Source organism: Noviherbaspirillum aerium (assembly GCF_008929045.1).
GTDB classification, from domain to species: Bacteria; Pseudomonadota; Gammaproteobacteria; order Burkholderiales; family Burkholderiaceae_D; genus Noviherbaspirillum; species Noviherbaspirillum aerium.
In genome coordinates this window covers 110,315-125,386 of the sequence record NZ_VFAH01000009.1, presented here as the reverse complement: position 1 = coordinate 125,386, position 15,072 = coordinate 110,315, and the positions used below count along the sequence as shown (strand labels likewise).

The window sequence follows — 15,072 nt, the reverse complement described above, 5'->3', positions numbered from 1 at the left end:
CCCGTTAGATGCACTTGCATCCTCCGGGTGTTCCCGTCTCCTCCCTGTAATGGGGGTTCGCCCGCGATCGACAAGTGTCACTCGTTCGCGGGATTTTTTTTGGCAATGCCTGAACAGTGCAACCAATGCGACTAGTGAGACGCCGGTCTTGATGAGAAGATGAGGCGCCATGACGCCTCATATGCTGCCCCGCAAGGAGACTTAACATCCCTGCCCTCGGCGCTTCAACATTTGCGCGACCTATTTCGATTGCTGCCGCTTTTCCATCTGCGCATTCAGACGCAGGATCAGCAAATCATATTCAACGCTGGCCTGATATTCGTTCTTGGCCTTGTGATAGGACGCGGCGGCAATTTCCACCAGCTTTTCCATTTCCTGAGGACTTAACCGGTCTGACACGGAAGCAAGAGATTTGGCATGCTCGCGCACCATGGTCGTCCATGAGGTATCGCTGCTGGCCTCGTAGGTCCTGATGATTTTCATGATGTCGGCCGGAGTCATGATTTCCTCTTGATGTGATTAAATTACTAACATTAAGCCCCGACCAGACGGGCTCCGGCTTGTGTCGCCTCAAGGAATTTTCATGCTGGGCTTGATCATCGTCGGCAGGGTCGCATGCACGCCCGCGCATCTGCCTGTGCGGCAAACCGCCGGAAGGGATGAATCAAATGTCAGGGGCGGGTTCGCCACCGAGCTGCAGTCATGGCCACGGCATGGGCGTGACGTCGCGGTACTGGCCCGCGTCGGAGTTTCCTGGGGGATCCGACGGATCTTCGCCGTGACTGAGCTTGGGGCCGAGAATGTCGCTCAGCTCACGACGCGACGCATCGAAGTCCGAGGCAAGCAGGGGAAAATCCTTGTTCGGCCAGTGTTCCACTGCCCAACGGGTATATTCTTCGAAACGCTGAGCGAGCTGGGCCGCATATTTGTCGCATTCCGCCTTGCTTGCCATCGGCTTCTCCTTGATAGGTAGCGGCGGCATGCCGGCCTCCGGGGCCGGTTCTGCCTGTCGCGTATTGCTGTGTATTGCTGCGTCTCGTTTGCTGGCTTGGCCGGCTACTTTTCCTGCGTCTTCGCAGGATCAGGCTGAATGTCCTGAAGCTTCGTGACCTCGTCGCGAGGTATGCCGGCAGGCAATCCGATGTCGTCTATGCCGATGGGATTGTCCTTGGTGCGAACGACTTCGCGATCGCCCTTGCCCACTTCAACCGTGCTTTGCTTTTCATTGTTCATGTGCGCCTCCAAAGCAGGTTAGACGAACGCCTTTGACGATGGTTCGTGGCGCAGGCGCGGTGTTGCCGCGATTCCGGATCAGCGCATTGCACATGTGCACCAGAACTATCGGAAGGGAAGCTCATCATACGGATGAACCGGGACGCATAGGAAATTTGCCCCAACCCTGACATGAAACCCATCTGCAAGGATGCAATCGCAAAGGAGAAATGCAATGGCAATGGCACCGGAAACCAGGCACTTGCTGGACGAAGCCGATATCGGCAGCGGAGAGAAATCCGCAGGACAACGCGATGTGGAGCGTGACGAGCTTGCTCTCGGGCGCCGAGATGCCTCACCGCAGACTCAGGAAGGACGCATGCTGCAAAGCGGAACCCATCTGGCGCGCATCCTTGCAGTCAAACTGCCGGATGACACCTTCGAGGCGCAGGTATATGTGCGCCTCACACGAGAACCGGAAATTGCCGAAACCTATATTCCCGCCGGCATATTTCCCACAGAGGAAGACGCCTGGAATGCGGCGCGGGAAAGAGCTGAACGGGCATTCAGGGAGCATGAATTCTGAAGGCCTCTTCCCGTTTCGGACTGACTATGCGCACAGGCCGGCTCCTGTGCGCTTCCTTCGATTCCTCCGCTTCGTCCTGATGCTTCCTTTGGCAGCGGCCCCCTTTCGACCATCGCCTGCATGATTTCCGATAACTGCAGTGGCATGCGGAGAGCGGTGTTCACTTATCATTCCATTTGTAAACAATCCAGTGGTGCGCGTCAAAATTCGTTGGTCCAGTCAGGATTTCGCCACATTGGCCTTCAACGGATTTTTTATTCACACCACTAGTTCGTATTTGCCGAATGGAGCCCCATGAAATTGCCCGCACTGCGCCCGCATAGGAACAACATCTTTCTCTTGTTGACGATGTCCCTGCTCATGGGCAGCCTGAGCGGCTGCCTCAGCGACAAGCATGCGCGCGAAGAAGCGGAGAAACACGCGATACTGAACGACAGAGGTATCGCCATCTATGCTGCCGGCGACATCGCGGATTGCAAGCAATACCGTCCGCAAGACAGCGGCGCCGCAAAAACGGCAGCTCTCGTTTCCGCGGCACTCAAGGATGACCCCGACGCCGCCGTGCTGACGCTCGGCGACCATACTTATCCGGTTGGACTCCTGGAAGAATTCACCGGCTGCTACGATGCCACCTGGGGGAAATTCAAGGCGCGCACCCGTCCCGCCCCGGGCAACCATGAATACTATACGCCGCAGGCCGTCGGCTATTACCGTTACTTCGGCGATGCCGCCGGTCCAGGCCAGCTCGGCTACTACAGCTTCAGGATCGGGAGCTGGCATGTGGTGTCGCTCAATAGCTATCTCAATGCGGAGGAGCACAGGAAGCAGCTCGACTGGCTGCGCCGGGATCTTGCCGCCAATCCGGCGTCCTGCACGCTGGCGTACTGGCACCATCCGCTGTACAGCTCCGGCGGGCATGGCAGCAGCAAGCGCATGCAGGAAGCATGGCGCATTCTGCATGCCGCCAACGCGGAACTTGTTCTCGCGTCACATGATCATGGTTATGAACGTTTCGCCCCCCAGGATGCGGATGGTCAGCGCGACGATCAACGGGGCCTCAGGCAATTCGTGGTCGGCACGGGCGGCGCCCAGCTGACGCCGTTTCGCTTCCGTAAACAGAACAGCCAGGTCAGCGACAACACCTCGCTGGGTGTGCTGAAGGTGACGCTGAAGGAGAAAGGCTATCAATGGGAATTCCTGCCGGTCGACAAGGACGGTTTTCGCGACCAGGGTGCGACGCTGTGCCATTGAATGCCTGCCGTTCACCGCTGCGCCCTCCGCAGTTTCACCAACTTTTGCGGAAATGACGCTCGTCAGACGCGGCAACAAGTGAAAGTGACATTATTGAAGCGTATTCACCCTGACCGGCCTAGTCGAGGCCGAGGCAGATCAGGCCAATCCATGATAACGGGACTTACATGAGCATCAATACCAACGAAAAGCTGCGCCTGTTTTTCGCGCTGTGGCCTGGTGACGAAGTGCGGACTGCGTTGATGCAGTTGCAGGCGCCGATGCAGGGCCGCTGGATACCCTACGGCAACCTGCATCTGACACTGGCCTTTCTCGGCATGCAACCGGCGTCGGTGATCACGACGGCCAAGGAAATCCTTGCGCATTTGCAGCCGAGAGACGACACCCTCATCATCGACAAGGTCGGGTATTTTCCGCGCAACCGCGTCGCATGGGCCGGTACCCATCAACTACCCCAGGGACTAGCGGCGCTGGAGCAGGAATTGTTTGCCGCGCTGAATGCACGGGGCATCACCTATGACCGGCACAGCGAATTCAAACCCCATATCACGCTGGCAAGGGACGCCACGCTTCCTGCCGATGTCGTATTCGAGCCCATCGCCTGGCGCGCCGACACCGTGGCACTTGTGCAATCGACCACCGGCAGCGGCGGTTCGGTATATGAAGTCCTTGCATCGCGTTCACTGCGCGAACCGGCACAAGGCGGGATTGCGGTCTAGAGCGGTTTCGCCTTGACCGGCCTAGTTGAGGCCGAGGCAGATTGCTGCTGGAACAAGGCGTGACGACGCGACATGGCCAGCCATGGCAAGGAGTCACAACGCAGTGCCAGCAGCAATCTGTCCGGGATCGACAGGCAGGTCAAGGTGAAACCGCTCTAGGGCCTGAACGCAAGGATCAGTAGAAACAAGAAGAGCGGCAGTGCCGCTCTTCTTTCGTGGCCCGCTACCGGGGCGAGAGTGATGCCATCAAGCCGCGATGCCGTCCTCGGTTTCCATTGCCTCGGCCAACGGTTCCTCATGCTTTGCGGATGTGTCGGCTTCTGCCTTTTCCGCGGCTTCGGCCAGCTTGCGCAACGCGTGCGATGCGGCCACCAGGCCGAAGCTGGCAGTCACCACCATGGCGGATCCGAATCCGGCGCAATTGAGGCCGGTGACGCCGGACTTGCCGTCCGCATCGATCTCGCAAGCCTCTTCCGTTTCCGGGAAGCGCAAGGGTTCGGTCGAGAAAACGGCATCGATCCCGAACTTGTTCTTTGTCCCGCGCGGGAAACCATACTGGGCCCGCAAACGCTTGCGCACCTTCGCCAGCAAGGGTTCCTGCTCGGTACGGCAGAGATCGCGCACTTCGATGCGCGTCGGATCGATCTGTCCGCCGGCGCCGCCGATGGTAATCAATGGGATCCTTTTGGCGCGGCAATAGGCGATCAGCGCCGTCTTTGCCTTCACGCTGTCGATCGCATCAATCACATAGTCGTAATCGCGCTCGCCGATCATGGCGTCCAGGTTGTCCGGATCGATGAAGTCTTCGATCTCGGTCACCTTGCAATAAGGATTGATCTGCACGATGCGCTCGGCCAGTGCCGTGACCTTGGGCTTGCCGATGGTATCGGTCAGCGCATGGATCTGGCGGTTGACATTGGACTCGGCAACGTTGTCCAGGTCGATCATGGTGATGTGGCCGATGGCGCTGCGCGCCAGCGCTTCGACAATCCAGGAACCTACGCCGCCCACGCCGATCACGCAGATATGGGCCGAACGGAAACGGGCCAGCGCAGCCTTGCCGTACAGGCGCGCAATGCCGCCGAAACGGCGATCGAAATCGATGTCGTCGGTGCCGGCAACGTTGCTGCTCCTATTGCCGTTGTCATTCAGGCCAGCTTGCTGGGGAAAGGGAATAATGGCGTTCATCCCGATATTTTAACGCGAGGCAATCGCGGATATTTTTCTCTAGAATGTTTTTTCTTGACCTGTCGTGTCCCTGCCTTGATTGTTTGTCAGTGTTCCTCTCTCCTCCCGTTTTCAAATTGATCCTGCTTTCCCTGACGGCCCATATGGCGCTGGCGGGAGCACGCATCACCACCTCGCTTTACGCGTTGTCGCTGCACGCCTCGGAATTCACGATCGGCAGCCTGATTGCCCTGTTCTCCCTGTTTCCGATGCTGTTCGCGGTAGCGGCCGGGCGCATGGTCGACCGCTCGGGCATCACCCGCCCCCTGATCGGTTCCGCGCTTGGCATCATCATCGGCTGCGCCCTGCCCGCGCTGTTCGGCGGACTTGCCATCCTCTACCTGGCCACGATGCTGATCGGCACCGGCTTCATGGTGATACAGGTGGCGGCGCAGCATACGGTTGGCGCGCTCAGCAGCAATGAAAACCGCGCCTCCAACTACAGCTGGCTGGCGCTTGGCTTTTCGGTATCGGGTTTCTGCGGCCCGGTGCTCGCCGGCTTCCTGATCGACCATGCCAGTCATCGCCTTTCCTTTGCCGCGTCCGCCGTTTCGGGAATGGCTGCGCTGGTGCTGGGCGTGATCGGCGCCCGATACGCGGGCGGATTCGGCGGCCATGGCGACAAGGCGCGCGTTCCTGCCAGGTCCAACATGGCAAACAGCATGCTGGACCTGGTGTTCGCAGGCGAGATGCGCCGCATCTACATTGTCGGCACCCTGCTCTCCTCGGCATGGGACCTGTTCACCTTCGTGCTGCCCATCCATGCCACCCGGCTCGGTTTTTCCGCATCGACCATCGGCCTGATTCTTGGATGCTTTTCGGCGGCGACATTTGCCGTGCGGCTGGCCATGCCATGGATATCGCGCCGCCACGGCGAATGGCAGGTGCTGACGGGAGCGCTGCTGCTGGCGGCGGCCTGCTATGCGCTGTTTCCATTCATGGGACGGCCTCTTTCGCTGATGGCTGTCTCGGCCATGCTGGGCCTGGCCGTGGGATCGAGCCAGCCCAACATGCTCGCGCTGCTGCATCAGCACGCTCCCGCGGGCCGCGCCGCGGAAGCCGTCGGCGTACGCGTGATGATCGGCAATGCCTGCCAGGTGCTCTTGCCGCTGGCGTTCGGCGGCGCCGGCGCAGCGCTGGGCTTGAAGGCGGTGTTCTGGAGCATGAGCGTCATGATCGGCGCTGGCGTGCCGCTCGCCTCGCGCAGGATCGACGGCAGCCATATTGACTGAGCTCTGCACTGTTTCAGTTAATCATTGACTGAGAACAAGGAATCGGTTCGCCGTGCGGATTATCTTGTTTGTGTGGTATCGCGGATATCCGGCCCGGCATGGAAGACACCGCCGCCATCGATCCTTTACCGATTTGCGATAATGGCATCCTCGGCATCCGGCCTCGGCCCATGTGCCGGTCGCGCCCAGCTGCAGCCGCCTGCAAACGGCGCCAGCCGATACTACTTATGGATCCGGCCCGAAAATAGGTTGGGCCGGATCCCCTCACCCCGGCCCTCTCCCAGAGGTAGAGAGTGAGATCAGCGACCCGAAAAATGAAACATTTTTCGGGTCGAATTAATAGGAAAACCAATGTCGATAGCAGATTTACGTAAGGACTACAGTCGCGCCAGCCTGTCCGAGCAGGATGTCTTCCCGAACCCGATAGATCAGTTTTCAAAGTGGTTCGCCGAGGCGCTTGCCGCGGAGGTACCCGAGGCCAATGCCATGAGCGTTTCGACGGTTGATGCCAATGGCAGGCCGTCGTCGCGGATACTGTTGATCAAGGATGTGGACGAGCGCGGTTTTACGTTCTTTACGAATTACGAAAGCCGCAAGGGAAATGAGCTTCAGCAGAACCGGTATGCGGCATTGCTCTTTTACTGGATCGAGCTGGAAAGACAGGTACGCATCGAAGGCCGGGTGGAGCAGATCTCTGCCGCCGAAAGCGATGCGTATTTCCAAAGCCGTCCCCTGAAGAGCCGGCTGGCGGCTATCGCCTCGGCGCAAAGCCGTCCCGTCGAAAGCCGCGAGGCGATGGAACGGCATTATGCCGAGGTGGAGCAGAAGTTCGGCGAGCAGCCGGTGCGCCCCCGGCATTGGGGCGGCTATCGGCTGATCCCGGATTACATAGAATTCTGGCAGGGGCGGCCGTCGCGCTTTCACGACCGCATTGCGTACCGTCTGCAGCAGGACGGTTCCTGGCAACGGCAACGGCTGCAGCCGTAGAGAGCGCCACACTTCGCAGCCGGCAAGGCGGATCGCGCTACGGGCTTGATCCTCAAGGAGAATCCGCCGATATCGCATGACTCGATCAATCCTTTTGGCGGAGGTGGCATCGTGTTCTGGGAAAAGAGGCTGGGAAGTTGGGCGGACAATATCCGCCATCAGGCCGCAGTGCCCTTGCGGCTGGAGTTATGGAACGGACAGCGGCTGGACCTTGGGCCGGCCGCGCCGCGCGTCACCGTGAAGGTTCCGCATGCGTCCGCATTGAGCTATCTGCTCACGCCGTCGCTCTCGAATCTGGGCAGGGCCTATGTCGAAGGCAAGATTGAGGTCGAGGGCCGGGTCAATGAGATTATTTCGGTTGCCAATGCGCTCGCACGGCACACTCTGGAACCGACCGGGAAATTCGCACGCGTCGTACGCTCGTTTCGTCACACCAGGAAAAGGGACGAGGACGCCATCCGCTATCACTATGACGTCTCCAACGATTTCTACCGCGCCTGGCTCGACGAGAACATGGTCTATTCCTGCGCCTACTTCGAGCATGGCGACGAAGACCTGGGCACCGCGCAACTGAAGAAGATCGACCACATTCTTGCCAAGATCCGGGTCCGTCCCGGCCATACCCTGCTCGACATCGGCTGCGGATGGGGTGCGCTGGTGCTGCGCGCAGCGGAAAGATTCGGCGCCCGCTGCGTGGGCGTGACGCTGTCGGAAAACCAGTGCGAGCTGGCCAGGGAGCGTGTTGCCCGCGCCGGCCTCTCCGACCGGGTGGAAATACGGCTGCAGGATTACCGCGACGTCAGCGGCAGCTTTGACCGCATCACCAGCGTGGGCATGTTCGAACATGTCGGCGCCAGGCATCTGCCGGCGTACTTCAGGAAATTGAACTCGCTGCTTGTGGATGACGGCATGGCGATGAATCATGGCATCACCACCACCGATCCCGACAATGGCGAAACCGCCTATGGCGGCGGCGAGTTCATTGAGGAGTATGTATTCCCGCACGGAGAACTGGAGCACATCGGCACGGTGCTCAAGGCCATGCAGGAAGGCGGCCTGGAAGCTTTCGACGTCGAGAATCTGCGCCGCCATTATGCGAAGACCTGCGGCATCTGGGCCGACAACTTCGAGAGCCAGTCACAGCGCCTGCGCCGCATGGTTGACGACCGGCGCTTTCGCATCTGGCGCGTCTATCTTGCCGGATGCGCGTATGCGTTCACCCATGACTGGATATCGCTATACCAGGTGGCATGCATCAAGGCGGGCAGGCACAGCGATGCGCTGCCGTGGTCCCGCCGCTATATTTACCGGGAGTGAATCCGCATATGAAGTGATTGCCTCATTCAAACCTGCAGGATCGGGATACGGAACCGCCTATGCCGGCACTCTCAGCTTGTCGGTGAATATCTTGCGAAACTTCGTGACCTTGGGCGCGACGACAAACGCGCAGTATCCCTGCAGCGGATGCTGGCGGAAATAATTCTGGTGATAGTCTTCCGCCTTGTAATACGGCTGCAGCGGGCTGAGTTCCGTTACGATGGGCGCATCCCAGACGCTGGCCATGCAGGCGATTACCTGCCTGGCTGTCTCATGCTGCTCGGGGGTGTGATAGTAGATGACGGAGCGGTATTGCGTGCCAACGTCATTGCCCTGCCGGTTGAGCGTGGTCGGATCATGAATCGTGAAAAAAATCTCCAGGATTTCACGATAGCTGACCTGTGCAGGATCGAATTCCAGACGCACGACTTCCGCATGGCCGGTATTGCCGTCGCACACCTGTTCGTAGGTCGGATTCACCACATGGCCGCCGGTGTAGCCGGACTCCACATGCTGCACGCCCTTGAGTTCCTGATAGACCGCTTCCAGACACCAGAAGCAACCGCCGCCGAGTGTTGCAATTTCCGTCGTCATGATGAACTCCACATGTTATGTCATGACTTTAGCGCAAATGCATGGTCATGCCTATTCGAGAATATTGACTGCCATCAACTTGTCGCCCGCTCCATCGGTATTGGCGCAACAGATGCCAATAAATGGCGACAAATGCCCGCGTCCGTTGTGGGAATGTCTCGCCAAGTTCATTACACAATGTAATTCGCCTTTCACAATTTCGTCCTTCCATGCGACAAGCCATTCCCCTGGAGGATTCCCTGAACCGCGAAATGAAGGCGCGCGGCATCACTTATGCGGAACTGGCGACGCATAGCGGCATGTCGGAAGCCAGCGTCGAACGGATGTTTTCTCAAAAGAATTTTATCCTGCGGCATTGCGCAGCAGCATCAGGAAGACCTCACGGCTGCCTTGCGAAGCACGCTTCCCGCTCAGTTTCCTGCTTGTCGGCCCGGCCCTGGATGCCGACGATTTTCCAGGATCTTCTGCAGCCTGCCGCGCCCGCGGTCAAGCCGGTACGCAGGCGGTAGCGCAAAGGCAACCGCAAGGGCCAGGCTTTTTCGGCATAATGAGTAAAATTTCCTGGATTTCCGATGTCTACTTCCTTTCCCGGCGCGGAGCCGCCGGCTTTCGATTCAACGCATTTCCGGCAGGCCCTGTCGCAGTTCGCCACCGGTGTCACCGTGATCACGACACGGCTGCCTGACGGCACCTTCGTCGGCTTGACGGCCAGTTCCTTCAATTCCGTTTCACTCGACCCGCCATTGGTGCTCTGGAGCCTGGCGCAGGGCGCAAGCAGCATGCCGGTATTCAGCGGCAACTCGCATTACGTCATCAATATTCTTTCGGGCGACCAGGCGGTGCTGGCGGAGCGCTTCGCCATGCGCATCGACAACCGTTTCGAAGGTGTGGACTTCGATCTTTCCTATACCGGCCTGCCGATTCTCAAGGGTGTCTCCGCCTGGTTCGAATGCCATAACCGCAACCGCTATCCGGAAGGCGACCATGTGATCTTCGTGGGTGAAGTGGAGCGCTGCGATGTGTCGCCGCAGCCGGCGCTGGTTTTTCATGGCGGCAAGTTCTCTTCCACCAAGCCTTGATGCGAGTGCGCGGCTCTGGCGAGCCCGTTCAGATTCAACCTGGATTCAACTCGGATTCAACCCGGAGCCAGCAAGCGCTCGAGCACGCCCTTCGAATCGTGGGCGGCGCGGCGCAACCTGTCGTTGACGCCCTGCCATGCCGGCTCGCGGGGTGGCGCTTCGACCAGGATGATGTCGGCGCCGGCGGTATCGGCGCTGCGCAATGCGGCATACAGGCCATGCGCATAACCGTCGGCAGAAGCTGGCAAGGCAAACGCCTTCAGCGCCGGAATGCCAAGCGCGTCGCCATAGCCGATGAGGGCGACCCGCTTTCCCTTCCCTTCCAGCTGCTGCACTGTCTGGTGACAGTCTGACGATTCGATCAGCGCAACCGGCGTGCTCGGCGCGTAATGCGCTTCCAGCGTGCCGGAGGCACGGGGTGCCGCTGCATCAGGCTGTCCAGGCTCGATGCCGATGACCTCGGCAATCTGTGCCGCGCCGATATGCCCGGGGCGCAGCAGCACCGGACCATGCGTGGCCATGCGCGACAGATCGACAATTGTGGATTCGATGCCGACATCGCTCTGCCCGCCGTCCAGCACGCAGGCCAGCGCTCCGTCATCCGCCGCACCGAATTCATCCCGCACATGCTGGGCGGTGGTCGGACTGACGTGACCGAAGCGGTTCGCCGATGGCGCAGCGACGCCGCCCCGGCCGCCCTTGAAGGCATGCAGCAACGCCTGCGCCACGGGATGCGAAGGACAGCGCAGGCCGATCGAATCCTGTCCGCCGGATACCGCGTCGGGTATATGGCCGGCGCGCTTGAGGATCAGGGTCAGCGGTCCCGGCCAGAAGGCTACGATCAGCTTGTGCGCCTCCTCGGGAATCGCCTGTGCCCAGTAGCCGATATCGGCTCCCGGAGCGAGATGCACGATGACCGGATGATTGGAAGGACGTCCCTTGGCGGCATAGATGCTGGCTACCGCCTCCGGGTTTTCCGCATCGGCGCCAAGGCCGTAGACGGTTTCGGTGGGAAAGGCGACCAGTCTGCCCGCCTCGAGAAGACGGGCGGCGGTATCGATGGCGTTCTGGTCGGGTTCGGACATGACAAAAACCGGAGTCTCTCGGAGTGCTGTTCAGAGGGCGATGCCAAGAATGCGGCAAGCCGCGTTCAGGCTGTCCTGCGCCGCTTCCAGCGTGGGCGCGACAAAGGTGACATGGCCCATCTTGCGGCCGCGGCGCGGATCATCCTTGCCGTACAGGTGCAGGTTCGCACCGGGCAACGCCAATACCTGATCCCAGGCCGGCTCCCGCGGCTGGTCGCTGCCATTGTCGAACCAGACATCGCCGAGGATGTTGAGCATGACCGCGGGCGAATGCTGGCGCACGTCGCCGAGAGGCAGCATGGCCATCGCCCGCGCCTGCTGCGCGAACTGGCTGGTGACGCAGGCGTCGATGGTGTAATGGCCGCTGTTGTGCGGACGCGGCGCCATTTCATTGACCACCAGCGAACCGTCCTGCAGCACGAAGAACTCAATGCACAGCACGCCGACATAGCCGAGCGCGGCAATGATTTCCAGCGCCGCGTGCTGGGCTCGGGCGGCCGACTCGGCGGATACGTTGGGACCCGGCACGGTGGTGGTGAACAGGATGCCGTCGCGATGGACGTTCTCCGCGATCGGGTAAACCACCGACTTGCCGTCGGCGCCGCGCGCCGTCAGCACCGACACTTCGTAGGCCAGCGGCAGCATCTTTTCCAGCACGCAGGTCACGCCCTTCATTGCGGCGAAGGCCTGGCGCACTTCATCCTTGCTCCTGACGCGGACCTGGCCCTTGCCGTCATAGCCCATGCGCACGGTCTTGAGGATGCCGGGAAACAGCGCATCCGGAACGGCATCGATGTCCTGGTCGTTCGCGATCACCTGGTAGGGCGCGGGCAATACGCCGGACGCCTTGCTGCATTGGGTGAAAAAACGCTTTTCCTCGATGCGGTCCTGCGCGACCGATACGCAAGCCGCCGACGGCGCGACAAAGGTGCGGTCGGCGAGGAAGGCCAGGCTTTGCGCCGGCACGTTCTCGAATTCCGTGGTGACGGCCTTGCATTGCAGCGCCAGCTCGGCCAGCGCCGCTTCGTCGTCATAGCCGGCGCACAAGAGATGGTCGGCGGCATGGCCTGCCGGACAATCGCGCGCCGGTTCTAGCACCGCCACCTTGAATCCCATCATCTGCGCCGCATGCACGAACATGCGTCCGAGCTGGCCGCCGCCCATCACACCCAGCCAGGTTGGCGGCGTTGCCGAGGGCAGCAAAGGTTGAAACTTGTCGCTCATGCCGGGAGAGTCATATCGAGTGCGGCCTGCGTCTGGCGGGCACGGAATGCCTGCAGGCGCTCGGCCAGTTGATCATCGGTGGCGGCGAGTATCGCGATCGCGGTGAGCGCCGCATTGGCCGCGCCGGCCTCGCCGATGGCGAAAGTCGACACCGGGATGCCCTTGGGCATCTGCACGATGGACAGCAGCGAATCCTCGCCGCGCAGATACTTCGACGGCACCGGTACGCCGAGCACCGGCACGATGGTCTTGGCGGCCACCATGCCGGGCAGATGCGCCGCGCCGCCGGCGCCGGCAATGATCGCCCGCAAGCCGCGCGAACGCGCCGACTCGGCATAGGCGAACATCTGGTCCGGCATGCGGTGCGCGGAGATCACCTTCGCCTCGTGCGGGATGCCGAATTCCTTCAGCATCGCCACCGCGTGCTGCATCACGTCCCAGTCCGAGGACGAACCCATGATGACGCCGACTACCGGCGTCGCTGCGGAAGCTGCGCTCATCTGATCCTCAATCCTTCAGTGTGGTCCCGGTCAGGCGCTCGAGCGCCTCGCGGTATTTCGCGCCGGTCTTGTCGATCACGTCGGCCGGCAATGCGGGCGCGGGCGCGGTCTTGTTCCAGTCCTTGAGGGTTTCCAGGTAGTCGCGCACGAACTGCTTGTCGAACGACGGCGGCGACATGCCGGGCGCATAGGAATCGGCAGGCCAGAAGCGGGAGGAATCGGCGGTGAGCACTTCGTCCATCAGGTGCAGCGTGCCGTTGTCGTCGAGGCCGAATTCGAACTTGGTGTCGGCGATGATGATGCCGCGGGTGGCGGCATAGTCGGCGGCGGTCTGGTAGAGCTGGATGCTGACATCGCGCATTTTCGCGGCCAGTTCCTTGCCGATGCGCTGTTCCATGTCCTCGAAGCTGATGTTCTCGTCATGCTCGCCGAGATCGGCCTTGGCGGCCGGCGTGAAGATCGGCGCGGCCAGCTTGTCGGCCTGCTTCAGGCCCGGCGGCAAGGCGATGCCGCAGATGGCGCCGGTGGACTGGTAGTCCTTCCAGCCGGAGCCGATGATGTAGCCGCGCACCACCGCTTCCACCAGGATGGGCTTGAGGCGCTTGGCCACCACCGCGCGGCCGCGCACCTGGTCCGCCTCGTCTTCCCGCACCACCGATTCCGGCGCGATGCCCGTCAGGTGATTCGGCACGATGCCGCCGAGTTTCTGGAACCAGAAATCCGACATCTGGTTGAGCACCTTGCCCTTGCCGGGAATGGGCTCGTTCATCACGACATCGAAGGCCGACAGGCGGTCGGTGGTCACGATCAGGATCTTGTCGTCGCCGACGGCGTAGTTGTCGCGTACTTTGCCGCGGCCCAGGAGAGGCAACGACGAGATGGTGGATTGGTAGAGACTGTTCATAAGGTTCTCAAAAAGCTAAACCGGCGGGTGCTCGCTGCACACCGCCGGTTGGTTTATTGCCAGAGTCGAATTTTACTGCACGATCTGCGACAACTCGCCTTTTTTGTATTTTTCTGCAATTTTTTCGAGCGACATCGGCTGGATCTTCGCTGCCTGTCCCTCGCAGCCGAAGGCGATCATGCGCGACTTGACGACCTTCTTCGCGGCTTCGCGGGCCGGCTTCAGGTATTCGCGCGGATCGAACTTGGACGGATTTTCAATGAAGAAACGGCGGATCGCGCCGGTCATCGCCAGGCGGATGTCGGTGTCGATGTTGATCTTGCGCACGCCGTGCTTGATGCCTTCCTGAATCTCTTCAACCGGCACGCCATAGGTTTCCTTCATGTCGCCGCCGAATTGGCGGATTTCGGCGAGCAGTTCCTGCGGTACCGAAGACGAACCGTGCATCACCAGGTGGGTGTTGGGGATGCGGGCGTGGATTTCCTTGATGCGGTCGATCGCGAGGATGTCGCCGGTCGGCTTGCGGGAGAACTTGTAGGCGCCGTGGGAGGTGCCGATGGCGATTGCGAGCGCGTCGCACTGGGTCAGCTTAACGAAGTCGGCTGCCTGGTTGACGTCGGTCAGCAGCTGTTCGCGGGTCATGGTGCCTTCCGCGCCGTGGCCGTCTTCCTTGTCGCCCTTCATAGTTTCCAGCGAGCCGAGCACGCCGAGTTCGGCTTCGACCGTGACGCCGATGGCGTGCGAGAACTCGACCACCTTGCGGGACACTTCGACGTTGTATTCGTAGCTGGCGACCGACTTGCCGTCTTCCATCAGGGAGCCGTCCATCATCACCGAGGTGAAGCCGGACTTGATCGCTGCCATGCAGACCGCCGGCGACTGGCCGTGATCCTGGTGCATGACGACGGGAATGTGCGGATAGGCTTCGACCGCGGCTTCGATCAGGTGGCGCAGGAAGGCTTCGCCGGCGTATTTGCGGGCGCCTGCCGAGGCTTGCATGATCACCGGCGCGTTGACTTCATTCGCGGCTTCCATGATCGCAGTGACCTGCTCCAGGTTGTTGACGTTGAATGCGGGCAGACCGTAGCCGTTTTCGGCGGCGTGGTCCAGCAATTGACGCATGGATACGAGAGGCATGATGTTCTCCAGACAATG

General features: G+C 60.8%; 17 protein-coding genes. 7 read left to right on the top strand and 10 right to left on the bottom strand.

All coding sequences use genetic code 11. The annotated features are described in order from the left end of the window. Nucleotides 1-240: 240 nt before the first annotated feature. The 3 genes from FH061_RS14945 to FH061_RS30470 all read right to left on the bottom strand — a co-directional run bounded on the left by FH061_RS14945 (nt 241) and on the right by FH061_RS30470 (nt 1,233). Nucleotides 241-501, bottom strand: coding sequence for a hypothetical protein (locus FH061_RS14945; RefSeq protein ID WP_151636626.1), 261 nt, complete (start codon nt 499-501; stop codon nt 241-243). A gap of 199 nt (nt 502-700) precedes the next feature. After that, complete coding sequence (locus tag FH061_RS14940) at nt 701-982, bottom strand: hypothetical protein (protein WP_225984681.1); 282 nt, start codon at nt 980-982, stop codon at nt 701-703. Between the two features lie 74 nt (nt 983-1,056). Beyond that, nucleotides 1,057-1,233 (bottom strand): hypothetical protein, encoded by a 177-nt coding sequence (locus tag FH061_RS30470; protein ID WP_192805074.1) that lies wholly within the window; start codon nt 1,231-1,233, stop codon nt 1,057-1,059. A gap of 214 nt (nt 1,234-1,447) precedes the next feature. Between FH061_RS30470 and FH061_RS30990 the strand changes: the two genes are divergently transcribed. The 3 genes from FH061_RS30990 (at nt 1,448) to thpR (ending at nt 3,768) form a co-directional block, all read left to right on the top strand. After that, nucleotides 1,448-1,798, top strand: a complete 351-nt coding sequence (locus FH061_RS30990; RefSeq protein ID WP_225984680.1) for a hypothetical protein — start codon at nt 1,448-1,450, stop codon at nt 1,796-1,798. Between the two features lie 294 nt (nt 1,799-2,092). Further along, nucleotides 2,093-3,049 carry a metallophosphoesterase family protein gene (locus FH061_RS14930; RefSeq protein ID WP_225984679.1) on the top strand — a complete coding sequence of 319 codons (957 nt, stop codon included), beginning with the start codon at nt 2,093-2,095 and terminating at the stop codon, nt 3,047-3,049. Between the two features lie 167 nt (nt 3,050-3,216). Then, complete coding sequence (thpR, locus tag FH061_RS14925; RefSeq protein WP_151636625.1) at nt 3,217-3,768, top strand: RNA 2',3'-cyclic phosphodiesterase; 552 nt, start codon at nt 3,217-3,219, stop codon at nt 3,766-3,768. 246 nt (nt 3,769-4,014) lie between these two features. On the opposite strand, the gene tcdA is transcribed toward thpR, so the two are convergent. After that, nucleotides 4,015-4,956 (bottom strand): tRNA cyclic N6-threonylcarbamoyladenosine(37) synthase TcdA, encoded by a 942-nt coding sequence (gene tcdA / locus FH061_RS14920; RefSeq protein ID WP_151636624.1) that lies wholly within the window; start codon nt 4,954-4,956, stop codon nt 4,015-4,017. Between the two features lie 116 nt (nt 4,957-5,072). On the opposite strand from tcdA, the gene FH061_RS14915 reads away from it, so the two are divergent. The 3 genes from FH061_RS14915 (at nt 5,073) to FH061_RS14905 (ending at nt 8,531) form a co-directional block, all read left to right on the top strand. Continuing rightward, nucleotides 5,073-6,227, top strand: coding sequence for an MFS transporter (locus FH061_RS14915; protein WP_192805073.1), 1,155 nt, complete (start codon nt 5,073-5,075; stop codon nt 6,225-6,227). A 351-nt stretch (nt 6,228-6,578) separates the two neighbouring features. Beyond that, a complete protein-coding gene (gene pdxH / locus FH061_RS14910; RefSeq protein ID WP_151636622.1) occupies nt 6,579-7,214 on the top strand; it encodes a pyridoxamine 5'-phosphate oxidase in 636 nt (211 codons plus the stop codon). A 111-nt stretch (nt 7,215-7,325) separates the two neighbouring features. Next, nucleotides 7,326-8,531, top strand: coding sequence for an SAM-dependent methyltransferase (locus FH061_RS14905; protein WP_151636621.1), 1,206 nt, complete (start codon nt 7,326-7,328; stop codon nt 8,529-8,531). Between the two features lie 57 nt (nt 8,532-8,588). Here the strand turns inward: FH061_RS14905 and msrA are convergent, their stop codons facing one another. Then, the gene (msrA, locus tag FH061_RS14900) at nt 8,589-9,125 is read right to left on the bottom strand and encodes a peptide-methionine (S)-S-oxide reductase MsrA (protein ID WP_151636620.1); all 537 of its coding nucleotides are present in this window, start codon (nt 9,123-9,125) and stop codon (nt 8,589-8,591) included. A gap of 572 nt (nt 9,126-9,697) precedes the next feature. On the opposite strand from msrA, the gene FH061_RS14890 reads away from it, so the two are divergent. Next, a complete protein-coding gene (locus tag FH061_RS14890; RefSeq protein ID WP_151636619.1) occupies nt 9,698-10,204 on the top strand; it encodes a flavin reductase family protein in 507 nt (168 codons plus the stop codon). Between the two features lie 56 nt (nt 10,205-10,260). On the opposite strand, the gene FH061_RS14885 is transcribed toward FH061_RS14890, so the two are convergent. The 5 genes from FH061_RS14885 to fba form a co-directional block, all read right to left on the bottom strand. After that, nucleotides 10,261-11,289: an L-threonylcarbamoyladenylate synthase gene (locus FH061_RS14885; RefSeq protein ID WP_151636618.1), complete on the bottom strand. Its 1,029-nt coding sequence runs from the start codon at nt 11,287-11,289 to the stop codon at nt 10,261-10,263. 30 nt (nt 11,290-11,319) lie between these two features. Next, nucleotides 11,320-12,513 carry a 5-(carboxyamino)imidazole ribonucleotide synthase gene (locus tag FH061_RS14880; RefSeq protein WP_151636617.1) on the bottom strand — a complete coding sequence of 398 codons (1,194 nt, stop codon included), beginning with the start codon at nt 12,511-12,513 and terminating at the stop codon, nt 11,320-11,322. Beyond that, nucleotides 12,510-13,013: a 5-(carboxyamino)imidazole ribonucleotide mutase gene (gene purE, locus FH061_RS14875; protein WP_151636616.1), complete on the bottom strand. Its 504-nt coding sequence runs from the start codon at nt 13,011-13,013 to the stop codon at nt 12,510-12,512. Before purE ends, FH061_RS14880 begins: the two co-directional genes overlap by 4 nt. Before the next feature lie 7 nt (nt 13,014-13,020). Beyond that, nucleotides 13,021-13,917 carry a phosphoribosylaminoimidazolesuccinocarboxamide synthase gene (locus FH061_RS14870; RefSeq protein ID WP_151636615.1) on the bottom strand — a complete coding sequence of 299 codons (897 nt, stop codon included), beginning with the start codon at nt 13,915-13,917 and terminating at the stop codon, nt 13,021-13,023. 72 nt (nt 13,918-13,989) lie between these two features. Further along, nucleotides 13,990-15,054 (bottom strand): class II fructose-bisphosphate aldolase, encoded by a 1,065-nt coding sequence (fba, locus tag FH061_RS14865; protein WP_151636614.1) that lies wholly within the window; start codon nt 15,052-15,054, stop codon nt 13,990-13,992. Nucleotides 15,055-15,072: the final 18 nt, after the last annotated feature.